The 16186-nt window shown below is 54.8% G+C and carries 12 protein-coding genes; 1 reads left to right on the top strand and 11 read right to left on the bottom strand.

Features of this window, described 5'->3' with window-relative positions; translation table 11 throughout:
* Positions 1-12: 12 nt before the first annotated feature.
* The 9 genes from M3G15_RS04935 to M3G15_RS04895 form a co-directional block, all read right to left on the bottom strand.
* Complete coding sequence (locus tag M3G15_RS04935; RefSeq protein ID WP_260070244.1) at positions 13-2763, bottom strand: carbohydrate-binding protein; 2751 nt, start codon at positions 2761-2763, stop codon at positions 13-15.
* Between the two features lie 41 nt (positions 2764-2804).
* Positions 2805-4073, bottom strand: coding sequence for a glycoside hydrolase family 125 protein (locus tag M3G15_RS04930; RefSeq protein ID WP_260070243.1), 1269 nt, complete (start codon positions 4071-4073; stop codon positions 2805-2807).
* A 111-nt stretch (positions 4074-4184) separates the two neighbouring features.
* Positions 4185-5234 (bottom strand): glycoside hydrolase family 76 protein, encoded by a 1050-nt coding sequence (locus tag M3G15_RS04925; protein WP_198136174.1) that lies wholly within the window; start codon positions 5232-5234, stop codon positions 4185-4187.
* The gene (locus M3G15_RS04920) at positions 5234-6352 is read right to left on the bottom strand and encodes a glycoside hydrolase family 76 protein (RefSeq protein ID WP_260070242.1); all 1119 of its coding nucleotides are present in this window, start codon (positions 6350-6352) and stop codon (positions 5234-5236) included. Before M3G15_RS04920 ends, M3G15_RS04925 begins: the two co-directional genes overlap by 1 nt.
* 19 nt (positions 6353-6371) lie before the next feature.
* Positions 6372-7298 (bottom strand): carbohydrate ABC transporter permease, encoded by a 927-nt coding sequence (locus tag M3G15_RS04915; RefSeq protein ID WP_397376587.1) that lies wholly within the window; start codon positions 7296-7298, stop codon positions 6372-6374.
* Positions 7295-8182 (bottom strand): carbohydrate ABC transporter permease, encoded by an 888-nt coding sequence (locus M3G15_RS04910; RefSeq protein WP_036644696.1) that lies wholly within the window; start codon positions 8180-8182, stop codon positions 7295-7297. Before M3G15_RS04910 ends, M3G15_RS04915 begins: the two co-directional genes overlap by 4 nt.
* Positions 8183-8210: 28 nt before the next feature.
* Positions 8211-9530, bottom strand: a complete 1320-nt coding sequence (locus M3G15_RS04905) for an ABC transporter substrate-binding protein (protein WP_009224346.1) — start codon at positions 9528-9530, stop codon at positions 8211-8213.
* A gap of 752 nt (positions 9531-10282) precedes the next feature.
* Positions 10283-11479, bottom strand: coding sequence for a GntR family transcriptional regulator (locus M3G15_RS04900; protein ID WP_260070241.1), 1197 nt, complete (start codon positions 11477-11479; stop codon positions 10283-10285).
* Between the two features lie 109 nt (positions 11480-11588).
* Complete coding sequence (locus M3G15_RS04895; protein ID WP_260070240.1) at positions 11589-12470, bottom strand: ROK family protein; 882 nt, start codon at positions 12468-12470, stop codon at positions 11589-11591.
* A 41-nt stretch (positions 12471-12511) separates the two neighbouring features.
* Between M3G15_RS04895 and M3G15_RS21610 the strand changes: the two genes are divergently transcribed.
* Positions 12512-12820, top strand: a complete 309-nt coding sequence (locus tag M3G15_RS21610) for a M15 family metallopeptidase (RefSeq protein WP_198136175.1) — start codon at positions 12512-12514, stop codon at positions 12818-12820.
* Here the strand turns inward: M3G15_RS21610 and M3G15_RS04890 are convergent.
* Together M3G15_RS04890 and M3G15_RS04885 are read right to left on the bottom strand one after the other, a co-directional pair.
* Positions 12741-13697 (bottom strand): 3'-5' exoribonuclease YhaM family protein, encoded by a 957-nt coding sequence (locus tag M3G15_RS04890; RefSeq protein ID WP_009224349.1) that lies wholly within the window; start codon positions 13695-13697, stop codon positions 12741-12743. The two genes, M3G15_RS21610 and M3G15_RS04890, sit on opposite strands and share 80 nt — an antisense overlap.
* A 157-nt stretch (positions 13698-13854) precedes the next feature.
* The gene (locus M3G15_RS04885; protein WP_260070239.1) at positions 13855-16116 is read right to left on the bottom strand and encodes an FMN-binding protein; all 2262 of its coding nucleotides are present in this window, start codon (positions 16114-16116) and stop codon (positions 13855-13857) included.
* Positions 16117-16186: the final 70 nt, after the last annotated feature.

The raw sequence follows: 16186 nt of genomic DNA, 5'->3' as shown, positions 1-16186 counted from the left end.
GTCTGTTTTTATTTACTTCTTGATCAGGTCTCCCAGCGAAACGGCAGTTCCCTTGGAGACATTGCCAGAAGCATCAACGGCTTGGAATTGGACCGTATAGCTTTTGGGATTGTTCACGTTCGGCAACAACACGGTCTGGACACCGCGCGCCACCTCCAATGTATTTCCAATTAGCTTCTTGTTTTTGAGCAAACGAATCTGCACCTTCACAGCATCCACATCGTACGGACCGTCCCAAGTTAACCGAATCTGTCCATTTTCCTTTACCGCTCGCACATGCTCAACCTCTCCTGGAGGAGTGTGGTCCCGAGGCGGCTCAGGTGTAACAGGCGGTGCCGTAAATACGTCCGGGTCACCAAACGTAAATTTATCCAGGTTAAACAACCAATCCGATCCCTTAAAGAGCAGGAACACGATATGCTTGCCGCGAACCGAAGCCGTGAGATCCGCCGAGAACACCTTAAACTCCTGCCAGCCACCGGTCCCTGTGACCTGCACCTCCGCAATTACAGGGCCGCTTGGGCTGTCCAGCCGCACCTCAATCGTCCCTCCGGCGGTATCGCTCGCCGCATTGACATGGAATTGCCCCGCTGCGCCGCCTTCGCCAAAATCAATGTAGTTGTACATGGCATAAGGCTGGTTCGGGCCGTACATTCCAGCGAGATACGTCTGTCCTCCGCCCTGCTCCGTGCCAAACCCTGAGCCAAGGGTATAACTCTCCGCTTCGATCTTGCCGTAAGCGTCTTGAGCCCGGCCTTTGACGGTCGTGAAGCTGAACCAGTCGAGATTACACGGAAAATCGCTGCCGTCCGTACCGTGGAACACCAGATAGACGTCATGGATGCCCCTCGCAGCCGAATCATCCAGCGTGGACATTACGTCGATCCACGTTGACCAATCGCCTACAGCCGGAATCTCAAGGGTGGCGACGGTTGGCCCATTCAAGCTGTCCAGCTTCACCTCGATCGTTCCTCCGCGGTTTCCGCTTGCCACATGTGCCGTGATTCCGGCCGCACCGCTGCCGAAATCGATGCCTTCATACCGAACGTACGCGCCGTTCGTGATCCCCTCCAGGAAGCCATATTCACTGTTTCGGCTCACCCCGTTTCCGTCATCGAAATCGCCGGCCTTCCGCTTCGCAAAGGCATCGGTTCTCGTCGGATCGGTCTCCGTAAACCGGAACCAATTCAAGTTAAACAGATAATCATCGTTCACTTTGACAAAAGTGAGATAGACATCATGCTTGCCAGTCACGGTCACCGGCTGACCTTGTTCATCCTTGAGCACGTCCACCGCATCGATAAACTGGTTCCAGTTGCCCGTGCCCTCAACCCGAACGGTACCGATTTTAGGTCCGTTCTCCTTATCCAGCCGGATTTCGATGCTTCCGCCAGACGTGGCGCTGGCAGCCCTAGCAATGAAGCCAACGGCTCCCTTCGACCCGAAGTCGACATTTTTGTAGACAGCGGTATGTCCGTGCTGGATCCCGCCCAGCTGCAACGTGCCTTCTGCACTGCCCTCGAGCACGAAGCCTTTGCCGATGTTGTATTTTTCCGCCTCGATCCGTTGATTGGCCGGCTTCACCGGATATACCGGAACTGTCACCGGCTTTGGCTGCACGACCGTCACGGCCTGAACGGCGCTGGAGGCTGACCAGGACTCATAGGTGCCGGACAACAACTGTCCGATCCAGTTGCCGTCGACGAGCCCCTCTGCGTTCCGATGGCTCCAGGCCATCGCCGCATTAAAAGCGAGCCAATCGTCGAACTTCCGCTCGAACTCCCGATGCGCCTTGGACTTACTGCCGTCCACTGCTTTTTGCAGGTAAGCCAAATTGCGCAGCAGAATCGTTTTGCCGCCCTTCAGATCTCCATGCGGTCCCTCGTAACCGAGCAGTCCGTTCGGTTCTGTCTGATGAGCCATCGTAAATTGGGCAGCCTTGATCGCATCCTCCAGATACACCTTGTCGCCTGTTACACGATGCAGTCCGACAGCTGCGCCAATAAACGTTCCTTGATTATAATGCGTTGCATCCGGCACAGGTCCTTGGTCCATCTCGATCCGGTCGAATACCTTGCCGTTTCCGTCCGTCAGCATCGTTTTGCCCCATCGATATATCCGGGTTGCCGCCTCCAAATAGTGCGGGTCATCCGTGATTTCATACAGGAACACTGCCGCTTCGGCCGCCGGGAAGTTGATACAAGCATTTTTCGTGACATGCTCGCTGTTCAACCACCAGATGCCGCCGCCAGCAAACTCATCATCCCATTGGGTGTCGTAGACGAAATCGAAGTAATACTTCGCTTTATTCAGATACCGGGCTTCCCCGGTGATTTGATACGCTCTGGCACTGGCCATTGCCCACCACATAATGTCATCGTTAAACGGATTGTTCGTCCAATCCTCGCCATACTTCAGGACCGCTCCATCGAAAATATCGTCGATCTGGGCGCGAAGCTGCGCCTTTAACTCCCGATCCGATGTACGAAGATAAGCGTCCATGACCATTTCCCACAGCTCGGCTTCCACCCAGAAGCCCTGGTAGTTGGAGCCGCGATTGGAATCGGCCCAGAACAATTTAGCCTGCGGATCCCAGAACTTGGCGTTAAATGCCCGGATCGCCGCGTCCGCATCCTTGGAAGTCCAACTGGCCGCGTGGGCCTCCGAAGCGTTTGCTCCGGTAAGCAGCGAAATCGAGAGTGCCATCGTTAACGTGAGTGCAAGTAATTTCGATAACGTTCCATTCCCCGGATTCCGTTTCACGGCAAAACCTCCATTTTCGGAAATGTTTCCTTACCCGAAAGCTAGCGCATGGCAATTTCCAGACCACATAAACTGAGCACGAATTCAACAAACATGGCATTAGACCAAGAGAACCATTCCCGCGTATACTCCGATGGATTATCCTTATGGAACCCTTCATGTACCAAATTCGTTCCCGCATCGGTCCGCTCGAACATATCCAGAATCTCCAGCTTTTCCGCTTCCTCCAGCGCAGTGATCCCTTGAATGGATAAGGCGATGTGCCAAATGTAGTCCGGCGGCGTGTGCGGGCTGCCGATGCCTTTGGCATACGTTCCTTCATAGTAATAGGGGTTGCGGCGGCTCAGAATCATCCGGCGCGTGTTGAGATAGATCGGATCGTCTTTGCTGCAGTAATCGAGATAAGGCAGCGACAACAGGCTGGGCACGTTGGCATCGTCCATCAGATTCACGCCGCCAAGCCCGTCAACCTCGTACGCGTACACCTTCCCGAACTCCGCATCCTCGATGATGGCGTATTTTTCAATCCCCTGCCGAATGTCCTCTCGCAGCGCACGTACCTCATCGGCGAAAGCGTCATCTCCGAAAAACCGCTCATTGATCTCCAACAAATAACCCAACACCACGATGGCAAAAAGGTTCGACGGAACGAGATAGCCGTATTTGCAGGCATCGTCGCTGGGGCGGAAGCCCGACCAGGTCATCCCCGTATAGCCGACCGGTCCCGGAAGCCGATCTGTTTCCCCGCTGTTTTCCCGGACGAACGTGTATTTTGACAGTTTCTCATGCCGCTGCTCAGTCCGCCAGGTTTGCAAAATCAACTCGGCCGCTTGCTTAAATTCCGGCGTGAAGTGGCGGGTTTCCCCGGTATTTTTCCAATAAAGATAGGCTAACTGCAGAGGATAACATAACGAATCCACCTCGTATTTACGTTCCCAAATCCAGCCGGACATCTCAGTCAAATCCGTCTGATGGCCGCGGAAATTCTCAAGTTCGTTAAACGCGTTGGCATACGGGTCCCGCAGGATCGATTGGTATTGCGTTCTCAACACGCCCTCGATAATCTCGCGCAAGCCGGCATCCTGCGCCGCCGGGATCAGATACGGCCGAAGCTGGTTCACGGAATCGCGCAGCCACATGGCCGGGATATCGCCGGTCAGCATAAACACCGTCCCGTCGTCGTGGCGATGGATGGTGGTTTCCAGCGTATTTTCGTAACACCGTTTGAACATCTCCACGATTTTCGGGCGATGCTTCATTTTCGTCTCCACCAAGACAATAATATCGGATTGAGTCAGTTGCTCAGTCATGGTTAATCTCCTCCGTGTTGTCTCGTAGTCGTTGTGCTTATTGTGCTCGTTATGCTCGTTATGCTCGTTATGCCGTACGTTCGCTTCCGGCGGTTCTGTATGACATGTTCCTCACTTTCGCGCCTCCAGCCTTGCCGCCGCTTCCAGCAGCATCAAGCCGCTCAACTGGACGCTGAGCTGAACCGGCAAGGTCGGCGGCTCCTTCCAAGAAGGGCCGCACAGCGCCAGGTTCTCAAGCAGCCCGCTGGATCGAAGAGTCTCCGCATTGGCGAAAATAACCTCCCGCACGCGTGGACACTCTGGGTCGATCTCCAAGAGACGGTCGAGGTAGCGAATGAGGATGCCTTTGAATAACCCGGTATCGTCGATACCTTCCGCGGGAAGCAGGCAAATATCAGGCTCGCACAGCTCCTCGAAGCAGGCGGCTGCGGTGCGCCTTGCATCCTCCAAGTAGGCTGATTCGCCGGTGTAGAAGTATAATTCCGCTCCCGCGCCAATAAAGACGCCCTGGCAATAGGTGAACCGCCAGTCCTTGTCGATTGTTCCGTCCCCAGTGCGGTTCATGCCATCCCAAACAAAGCCGGTCGCAGGGTCAACCAGATGCGCTTTGTTCCAATCGTATATCCGTTTGGCCCAAGCGAGATCGTCAGGCCGACCGAACAAGCCGTAAAGCTGGGCGGCAAGAATCGCAGCAGGCGCATTGGCTGGGGTATTTTTGTAATCCAGTTGATCCTTCTTCCACGCCATCCCCCCGCCGCAATGCTCATTCCAAGCCGTTTGGATGTCCGCCCACAGCTCTTGGACCTTCTCCTCATACCACGCCTCACCGGTCGCCCGGTAAGCCCGCAGCAGCGCCAGCGCCGTCCACTCCATGTCGTCGTAATAATTATGCGTGAACGTCCCGCCGTTATAACGCTCCAGACTGCGGCAGAACTGCCTCATCCGATCGGGCAGCGCTGGGTTGCCGGTCCGCTCGTAAGCATCCACCAGCACGTCGAGGACATGGGCTTGCCACCAGTAGTAGAAATTTTCGCCGGCCCGGCCCGCCGTACGCGGATACCACTGGTCCAGGATGCCGGTCTGCTCATTCCCGTAGCAGTCGAACAGGTCGCGGTGCATGCGGTCCGCCAGTTGGGCCCAGCCTAGCTCGCGGCGATCCATCACGGCATCTCCCCTTGGGGCGCAGCATCCGACGTTAGCTCCGAGGCCGCCTGATCCGCACCCGTTTCAAGCGCTGCCGCCGCCTCCATCAGCATCACGCCGCTTAGCTGCGAGCTGAGGGACACGGCCTCCTCCGGTGCTGGACCACAGCTCCAATCCGTGCCGAACCGCGGTTGCTGCGGAGCGGCCAGCCGGCTCCAGGCGCGTTCCGCCTGAAGGGCGACGTACTCGGCAATCTCGGGATGGTCCGGGGCCGCCTGAGCCAACTGCACCAAGTAGCGGATCAGGATGCCTTTGAACAGTCCGGCATCGCCGTCCCCTTCCTCCGGCAGCAGGCCGGTCTCGCTGGAGGTAAACTCCTGGAGGACGACGCGGAACGTGCGAAGCGCCGCCTCCAGATAAGCCGTATCGCCGCTTACCCGGTACATCTCCACCGAAGCTCCAATAAAGACGCCCTGGCAATAAGTGAACCGCCAATCCTTGTCGATCGTCCCATCCCCGGTACGGTTCATACCGTCCCACACCAACCCGGTGGCCGGGTCGATAAGGTTCGCCGCCTGCCACTCATAGATCCGCTGCGCCCAAGCCCAATCGTCCGGATCGCCAAACGCTTGGTACAACCGGGCCGCCAGGATGATGGCAGGGGCGTTGGCCGGGGTGTTTTTATAGTCGAGCTGCGATTTCTGCCAGGCGATCCCGCCGCCCATTTGCTCGTTCCATCCGGTTTGGATGTCCTGCCACAGCAGCTGGGAGACCTCCTTGTAGCGCGGTTCGCCCGTGGCTTGATAGGCGCGCAGCCAAGCGAGCGCCATCCACTCCATATCGTCGTACAGCTCATTGGGCCATGCGCCGCCGTTGCGCTGAAGCAGTCCGTCGTACAGCTGCTCCAGCCGCTGGGCATATCGCCGGTCCCCCGTGCGCCGCAGTCCGTCGACCAGCACATCCACCGCATGCGCCATCCACCAGTAATGAAAAATCTCGTTGCATGCCCCGTTTTCGCAGGGCGTTTGAATATTGTACATTTGGATCTTTTCGTTCCAGAATAATTCGTCCAGCGCCGTCTGAGCCAAGTCGGCCCGTTGCTGCGTGATTTCAGTTTCCTTCGTGGTGGTCTTCATATGATCTCTCCCCTCTGTCCTAGCCCTTGATTCCACTAAACGCGATCCCCTGGATAAAATACCGCTGCAGCAGCAGGAACAGCACCAGGATCGGCAGGATCGCCACCAGCGCCCCCGCCATCATCGGCCCATAGTCCGTCTGATAATTGTATGAAAAAGCCTGCAGCCCCATCTGAATCGTCGCCTTCGACGGATCGTTCAGGACGATCATCGGCCAGAGGAAGCCGTTCCAGCCGGCCTGGAACGTAAAGATCCCGAGTGTAGCCAGCGCCGGCTTGGTCAGCGGCAAGTAAATGCGCCAGAAGATTTTGAATTCACCGCAGCCTTCGATCCGCGCCATCTCCATCATGTCATTGGGCAGGGTCAGAAAGAACTGTCGCATGAAAAATACCGCAAACGTCCCGGATGCCCCCGGCAAAATAATACCCCAAAACGAGTTCATCAGCCCGTACCCCCCGCTGCCGAACAAGTCGTTGCCGCCTGCCAGCGGGATATGGCGCAGCACGTAAACGCTGGGGATCATCGTCACGATCCCCGGCACCATCATGGAGACAAGCAGGATGCGGAAGAACGGCTGGTTCATCCGGAATTTCAGCTTGGCAAACGCAAAGCCGCTCAGCGAACCGAAGAACAGGTTACATAACACCCCAGCTGCCGCAAGAATAAAGGAATTCCAGAAATAAAGGCCAAAAGGCACGGTCGTAAACGCGTTGTAATAATGCTCGAACGTCAGGTTCGCCGTAAACCATTTAATCGGCAGGGTGAACATGTCTTCGTCTTGTTTAAACGAGGTCAGCACGCTCCAATAAAAGGGCAAAAACATAATGACCGCGATGATGCTGCCAACCGTATAAAACAGTACATTCGCTAATCGCTTCTGCATGGGTACACCGATTTGTGGACGCCGGGTACCGACGCCCGTTTTTATCGTCTCTGGATTTGTCATACGATCGGCTCCTCCGCTTTGGTGATTTTCATGCTAATGATTGAAAATACTAGGATCACCATCGCCAGCACAAACGCCTGCGCCGAGGCATACCCCATCTGCAATTGGTTAAAGCCCTGCTGATAGATCAGGTAGACCGGAGTTTTGGTGACGTTCGCCGGTCCGCCCTGCGTTAAGACAAACGCCTGGTCAAACAGCTGCAAGGCGCCGATGATGGACATGACACTGACCAGGAACGTCGTTGGGCGAAGCTGCGGCCAAGTGATGTAGCGGAAGCAGGCAAACCGCGACGCCCCGTCCAGCCGGGCCGATTCGTACAGATAGTCCGGCACGCCTTGAAGGCCGGCCAAATAGATGATCATGTTGGAGCCAACCGACTGCCAAAGCGTCATGACGATGATCGACAGCATGGCCGTCTCCGTTTGCGACACCCAAGCCGGGCCGGTGATGCCAAGGTATGCGAGCAGTCCGTTAATCATCCCGTATTCGGGATGCAGCATCCAGATCCATACGGTGGCCGCCGCGACGGCCGAGGTCAAGGTCGGCAGGTAATAAAACGTGCGGAACAGCTTGACCCCGCGTATCTTTTTGTTAAGCAGCATCGCAAACAGCAAGGAGATCAACAAATTCAGCGGTACAAAAACGATCGCGTAATAGAACACGTTTAAAAAGGTCTGCCAAAGCAGCGCATCGTCGATCAGGCGGCGGTAATTGTCCAGCCCAACCCAATCGTTGCTGCTCAGCACGTCATAGTTGGTGAAGCTGAGGTACAGGGCCATCACGACGGGGATGACCATGAATACGGCAAATAGCAACATAGTTGGTGTAATGAACAGATAGGCCATTCGGGCCTGATGCCGTTCGAGCTTATTGACGGATGCCATTCTTTGTTCCCCTTTCAGAGGCCGGTTTTTACTTCACGACCGCATTTTCCGCAAGCAGTTTGTCGCCTTGCTCTTGGGCTTTTTTCAGCGTCTCGTCGATCGATTGCTTGTTCTGAAGCAGCAGTTGCAGATTCGGAATCAGCGCGTTCTCCTCCATGACGGAGTATCCCGGATGTGTCGGACGCGTCTTTGCAAATTCCAACGTTTCCGTAAACGGCTTCCACAATGGATCTTCACTAAAGAACGGATCCTCAAGCGCCGGTTTAAAGCCTGGCAGGTTCAAGCTCGTTTTTGCCCACAGCAAAGCGTTGTCCTTGTTCGCCGTCCACCATTTGATGAACTCCCACGCCTCATCCGGGTGCTTGGAGCCTTGCGGGATGACAAGCCCGAAGCCGCCCATCACACTGCCTTTATCGCCATTCGGACCTGCCGGCGGCGGTACGATGCCGTATTCCAGATCCTTGCCATATTTGTTGTAGGTGCTCATCATCCAAGGTCCGGTGTACAGCATAGCCACTTTCCCTGTAACAAACGCGTCGGTACCTTCGCCAAGCCCTTGTTCGAAGCCGACCTTATAAACTTTGTCCTCGTTCAGCAAGCGCTGCCAAAACTCCAGAACCTGTTTGCCTTTTTCATTGTTGAAGTTGGTCTTGCCATCCTCGCTGAGCATTTGCCCGCCGGCTTGCTGCAGATACATGTTAAACAGCCCCGGATCGGCCATGGAGAAGCCTGCGGTTTCAAGCTTGCTGCCGTTCCATTTCGTCAGCGTCTTGGCCGCCTGCTCCAATTCGTCCCACGTCGTTGGCGCCTCTAGCCCTGCATCGGCAAACATCTTCTTGTTGTAGAACAACGCGCGGGCATCCACTGTTAACGGCAGACCGTACAATTTATCGTTATTGGTCAGTTCCTTTAAGGACTCCTCGTAAAAATCTTCTTTATTCACCCCGTCGCGCTCCATATAGTCGTCAATGGGGCGAAGCACGTTTTTCGGAGCGTACAGCGAGGTTCTCCAGCGGTCCCAGAACAAAATATCCGGCGCACCGCCGCTCGTCGCAGCCGTCAGGAATTTCGTGACCATATCCTGCTGAAGCACGTATTTGACTTCGATCTTGTCCTGCGACTTGTTGAAGGCGTCAACCATCGTCTCAAATTGCTTCTGCCCTTCGCCGCCCCAGTCGCCCCAGAACGTCAGCTTCACTTTCTCGGTATTGCCGCCACCTCCGGTGTCACCACTACCCCCGCTGCCGCCGCCGTTTCCAGCACTGCCGCCGTTACCGCCCCCTCCACAAGCAGCCAGCATCGCACCAAACAGGACGGTCACCAGCATCACGAACACCCACTTTTTCATTTGTAAACCTCCCCTTTTCATTTCGAATAACATAGTAATTAAAGCGATTTCAATAAGGATAGTATATTGGTATTATATCATTATGTCAATAAGCAAAAATATCGATGTTGGTTGGTATATAAAGGTATGCCAAATGACCCCCTTCAACATTTGGAGAGTACAAAAATGGCTTTCCTGTAGAAATGTCATTAATGGGGAAGGGCCTTGATCGAGAAAGTCCGTAATTAGAAAGGTCCGTAAACGGAAGACAACATCCTGCCGTAAATGACCGCACCACCAAAAGTGGCGCCTAAATGTAAAAGTACAGTTGATTTTAGAGAAAGCGTCGCTTTGGGACCCTTCAACTGTAAAAGTACAGTTAAAATCCGCCTAATTCTCCCTTTTCCACTAAATCACCTTAAACTAACTGCACTTTTATATTCCAAGGCCGGTAAAAACGAAAAAATGCCGAAGTTGAACTGCACTTTTGCAGTTGAGCTTCGGCATGTATGAGTTGAGGCGGGGCAACTTGAATCCACCGTAGGGTATTTGCGATCCACCCAGCGGGTAAGCCTTCTAGCACTTCGCCTAGGGGGGTGTCCTTATGCTACTGTAGTTCCCCCAGAGGGGGTGACACTAACACTACTGCTTGCGTCCCCACCCAGAGGGTGAGCCTAACACTACTCGCGCTCCACCTTGGAAGTGCGCCTTAAGCTACTAGGCCCCCCTAGGAGGTAAGCCTTACGCTACTCACCCAGGGAGCAAGCCCTGCGCTACTTACGCTCCCGCTCCTCCCTTGCGGGTCCGGTGGACTCCCCGGGGACGAGCACCGCGGGCAGCTTGATTTTGTTCGCTACCAGCCGGTTCTCCATCAGGGCCAGCACGTTTTCCACGGCCAGCTTGCCCATATCTTCTTCACTTTGACGCATATGGGTGAAGGCGTAGCCCTCGCCGATGCGGAACTGCGGGCTGTCGAAGCAGATGATCGACACGTCCTCAGGAATGCGCAGGCCAAGCCGGGTCACCGCCGCTTTAGCCAGCAGCGCGATGTTGTACTCGATGGCGAAGAAGGCCGAAATCGTAGGATGGGCCTCGAGATGGCGCATGATTTTTTGAATGTCCCGTTCAATATTGTCATCGTAAAAAGAGTTCGGCAGCGTCGACGTCAAATCGCTGATCCACAGCTCCCGCTCTACAGCGATACCGCGGCCGGCATGCGCCTGCACAAACCCTTCGATCCGTTCCTCGACGGCCGACGTATCGATGGGCGGCGGAGATAACAGCGAAATGCGGGCGTGTCCGAGGTCAAACAAATGCTCCGCCGCCTCCTGCGCCGCCTTCACATTGTCGGTAATGATGGATGCCGCCGCCACGCCCTTCAGCTCCCGGTCGATCAGCACCAGCGGGAAGCGTTCGATCACCAGCTTGAGGATTTCCGCGTTGAAATACTCCCCCTGTGCCGGAAATACGATCAATCCGTCGACGCCAAGCTGCAGCAGCTTGCGAATCGTCGCTTCCTCGTTCTCCTGAACCCCAAACGTCCGCTTCAGGACAAGAAAACAATCCTGCTCCCGCGCAGCATCCTCCATCCCGTAGATCAGCCGCGTTCCGTAGCTGCCGGCAAAATCCGTCAGCACAACGCCGATCAGCTTTCCGGCAGCCTCCTTGGCCGTTCTGTTCCCACTATAGATTCCGTCCCATCGGCCATTCGCCTGTTCCTCCGCGCCTGTGCCCTCGGCTTCGGGGTCCGTCACAAACGAGCCGCGTCCCGGCTTCCGAACGATAATCCCCTCGGCAGCCAGCATTTCTAAAGCTCGCTTGCTCGTAATCCGGCTAACCTGATATTCCTCGGCCAGCTCCTTCTCCGATGGAATCCGGTCTCCCGGTTTATAACTATGATCTAGGATTTTCTGCTTTACATCATCGAAAATCTTCTCGTACATCGGTTTTGACGAGGTGGTTTCACTCATGACGTTCCTCCCACGTTCCCTCACACAAGGACATGATATATATTATAATATATCATGATATATCCCTAATGTCGAACCATGTTTGAAAAGGTTCGCAGAACCCCAAGCTTCAGTTGGAGCGAGCCAAGGCCTCCAACCCCAGGGCGAGGGCGCCGCAAAGCCCAGCCTGATTCCCTAATCCCGGCGGGACAATATAATCATCAATCCCGCTTAAAATGGCTGGCGCGTTCACATATCCGGCCAGGTTCCGCTGAACTTCCTTGCGAATCATCGGGAACAGCTGCGGTTGCTGCATCACGCCGCCGCCCATGATCACTTTTTGCGGTGAGAGCATGAGGATGGACCCGGTCACCGCCTGTGCTAAATAGTAGGCTTCGATGGCCCAGGCAGGATGGTCCGGTGCCAGCTCTTGCCCTTTTACCTTCCAACGCGCTTCAAGACTTGGCCCCGCAGCCATGCCCTCTAGACAGTCTCCGTGATATGGGCATAGACCGGGGAAGTCGTCCTCCGGATGCCGCCGCGGCAGAACATGTCCGCCTTCCGGATGAATCAATCCATGGACAAGCTTACCTTCGGCCAAGACCCCGACACCGATCCCGGTCCCCACCGTATAATACACGCAGCTGTCCAGCCCCTGAGCGGCACCCCACTTTGCCTCGCCCAAGGCGGCGGCGTTCACGTCTGTATCCCAGCCATAGGGAACATCAAAAGCCGATTTTAATTTGCCAAGCACATCATATCCGTTCCAGCCCGGCTTCGGTGTTGTCGTGACATGCCCGTAAGTGGCGCTGCTTGGATTCAAGTCCAGCGGGCCAAACGAGCCAACGCCAATCGCTTCTACATTTTTATCGCGAAAATAAGCAATCACCCTTTCCAACGTTGGCTCCGGCAGCTCTGTGGGGAAGCTGATCTGGTCCTCGATGACTCCGTGCTCATTTCCGACGCCGCACACGAACTTTGTCCCGCCGGCCTCAATTGCTCCGATACGCATCAAATCTCCTCCTTTGTCATGATAGGATTTACCTCGACGAAGTGATCCCAAACGCCGTATACGATCTCCGCTATTATACCGGCGATAATTTCATCGGGGAGCGCATCGACGGATACAACGGCCCATTTGCCATCCTAACCCTGCGCGCAGCCCGCGCTTTGAAAAAAGTCAACGACGACTTAGAAAGCCAAGGCTACCGCCTGAAAATCATCGATGCCTATCGACCGCAGAAGGCAGTGAACCATAAACTCTCAATGCGTCCTGCCTACCCTACCATTTCAACCGGTAGATCCCCTTGTTCTCCAAGCCCCGGATCAACGGCGTCCACGCTTCGGATTCCGGCGTCGTAGCCAGCGCGTCCTCTACCATCTGCAGCTTGGCGTCCAGCGCATCGATATGGTGGAGGGCGACGGCCTCCGGCGTCTGCGGCTGCACCGGGCTGCCCCATTCCCCCAAGTTGTGGTGGGACAACACCAAATGCTGCAGGGCGAGCACCTTCGGCGAATCCAGCGCGATGCCCAGGCGAATGGCCGCTTCGGTCACCCACTGCGACGCCATCGAAATATGCCCAAGCAGCTTGCCGGGCGTACTATACTCGGACACGATGCCGAGTTCAGCCACCATTTCTTCCGGCTTGGCAATATCGTGCAAAATGATGCCCGCCTTCAGCAGGTCCGGGTTCAAGAACGCGCGCTGCGCACATAGAAAATCGCCGATTTCCAGCATCCGTACCATATGGTAGGCCAAGCCGCCGAAATAAGCGTGATGATGCGTTTTGGCCGCGGGATAATGGGCCAGCTTCTCCTCCACCTTACCGACGCAAAAGCGAACGATCGCCTGAATATCCGGATCGGCAATATCGTTGATGACGGCCTGGATCGTATGGATCAGCGCTTCCGACGAAATGGGCGCAGAGCGGATAAAATCCGTGAGCCTCACGCCGTCTTCCGGCTTGGCCAACCGCATCTGCAAGATTTTCACCTGCAGCTTCTCACGGTAGGTTTGCACGATTCCCCGCACCTTCACGAGCCTCATCGGGAAAAACGTTTCCTTGTCCGTTGGCGAGGCATCCCAAAATTTGGCCGGGATTTCCCCGGTGGAATCGCACAATACGATATCTAAATAGTCTTTGGGCGGATTCGCGTTCGTCTGCTTGATCTCCAGCTCCTTCAGCAAATAAAAGCCAATAAATTCATCCTGGTTTCGTAATTGATTAATTTGCGTCACCCATATTCCTCCAAACCCATGATAGACCCATTATACTATGGGACAGCCAAAACCTCAGCGTCTTTTCATCCCCGCCTGCCCGCCTTCTAAGAACAAGAAAAGAACGCCTCCCCGTGAATCTCACAGGGCCAGCGTCCTTTTCATTTCAAATCAATGCTTATCTTCCGGCGTTCTCAAGCGCGTCCTTGACGGCCTCAATGACTTGTGCGGAAACCGCTTTTACGCCTTCGGTTTCGCCAAACGCTGCCGGACGATACCCGTATTTATGCAGGGAACCTTCGGCAGTTGGCGTTTCGATTTCCGCCTTGACGGCTTTCTCGTCGGCGGTTAATTGGTCTTCAGTCTTGATTTTGCCGTTTTCATCCAAATAGAAGACTTCCATTTTGAACGGAATGTTGTTTTGCACCGTCACCATCACGTAAACGGATTTGTCCTTGTTAATACCGGCGAAAATCCCGTTGATATAAGCCGTTTTGTAAGTCTCGCTGATTTCCGCTTTCTTATAAGCATTTTCGACGGCCGTTTTCAATGCGGTGCTGCTGCTGGTCGCCCCAGTTACAACATCCACTTGAGCCGCTTGCTCTCTCGTTCCGGCAAACAGCAGATCGCGGGTCAGGATCGGGATCGCTCTAACGACTTCAGCGTAAGCCGAAGCGCCGCGGTCCACCATATTCACACCGACGCGATACAGCTTCAGGCCAACGATAACGCCGTTGCGCAGCGTGACATCGGCGCGGTTCGTCCCTTTGTCGTAAGCGTCGCCGTAGGTCGTGTACGTGCCGTCTTTATAATTGCCTTGCGTTTTCGACGCGTTGTTCAGCAGGTCAGCGAACGCCGCTCTGGCGGCGAGGGACAGGTTTTCTTGACCTACGATCGGCGTCATGTTCGCGCCTTTTTGAGTCAAGCCTTCGGTTAACTGAGCGACAACGGTTTGTTGCTCATCCGTCAGCTTGTCGGAAGCGATCAGCTTACCGGCATCATCAAACAGGAAGACTTTTACGTTCGAAACGTGGTCTGCTTTAATGTCAGCCAAAACCAGCAATCTGGACAGGTTGTCGACACCGGCAAACGTTCCTTCAAAATACTTCGCTTTCCCCGGAACCTTCAGCGCCTTCTCGAAAGCGCGTTCTACAGCGAGGTTCCAGCTATGGCTGCTCTCGGTGGCGCCGGCAATCGCATCAACGTCATCCTTAAAGTTCTCGATGTACGAGCCGTTCGCGAGCAGTTTGGCCGTCATCGGCGCATTTGCTTTGACCACTTCGGCATAGGCCGTGTCGCCGCGGTCAATCAGGTTAGAACCCAATCTGTACAGCTTCACATCAACCAGCTTGCCGTTGCGGATGTAGACGTCGGCTCTCTCAACCCCTTTATCGCGGGCAGAACCGTAGGCGGAGTAGAATCCATCAATATATTTCGAATCGTTGTTTACCTTGGCATTTTGCTCCGCGTCCCAATATGCGTTCACAGCGGCTTTGTACTCAGCCTCCTGGCCTTTAGAACCAACGGCGCCGGTACCTTTCGCCAACAGCTCGGCTGCGATCGCTTTCACCAATGCCGCTTGCTCGCTGGTCATATTTGCTTCTTCGATGGCATTGCCGCTGGCGTCAAGCGGATATACTTTGACAGCTGTACGCTTCGTTGCATCGAAGGTCGCAAACACCATGTATTTGCCTTCCGGATCGACACCCATATGCTCGCCGGCAAAATAAGTGACACCCTTTGGCTTCTCTTTCAAAGCTCTTTGGAAGGCACGGTCAACGGACAGCTTCCAGCCCTCGCTGGAACGGGTCGCTCCGGACACAACGTCCACTTTGGCGGCCTGCTCCTGCGTTTTGCCAAGCAGGTCCGCTTTCATCGTTTCGTAAGCGTTCCAGAGGCCGCTATAGTTGTTGCGAACGTCTCTGTCGATCAGCTTAGGGCTTGTTCTGAGCAGCTCAATCGCGGCGATTTTTCCGTCCTTGATCGTGACTTTGGCCCCTTCAGTCCCTTTGGAATAAGCGTTGCCGTAGGCCACGTATACGCCGTCAACATACGGACTTTCCGCAGGTTTGACCGCCGAAGTTTTTGCCGGAGTTGTTTTCGTTGTTGTCTTTACAGGAGCTGTTGTCGTTTTTGTAGTTGTTTTGGTCGTAGTTTTTGTGGTTGTTTTTGTAGTAGTTTTGTTCGTCGTCGACTTGCTTGGCGTAGTTGTCTTGCTAGGTGTTGTCGACTTGCTTGGAGTTGTCGTCTTGCTTGGTGTCGTTGTCTTACTTGGTGTTGTGGTTTTGCTAGGTGTTGTTTCTTTGGTTGGCGTTTCCGATTCCGATGCGGCAGACACCACGTCAATGCTGGTCAGCTTGAAACCGGACGTCCCAACCGTAAGCGACAAGGACGATAACACCAACGTCGCGCTTACTGTAAGGCTAATCAGCTTTTTCAAATGCAATCCTCTCCCTTGTGATTTTCACCGAGTTACGTAAAGCTACATCACCTGCTCGCCGTTCATGGCA

The sequence above is a fragment of the Paenibacillus sp. p3-SID1389 genome, from assembly GCF_025151705.1.
Taxonomy (GTDB): Bacteria; Bacillota; Bacilli; order Paenibacillales; family Paenibacillaceae; genus Fontibacillus; species Fontibacillus phoenicis.
The sequence above is the reverse complement of the archived record's forward strand: the minus strand, read 5'-3'. Positions and strand labels throughout refer to the sequence as shown.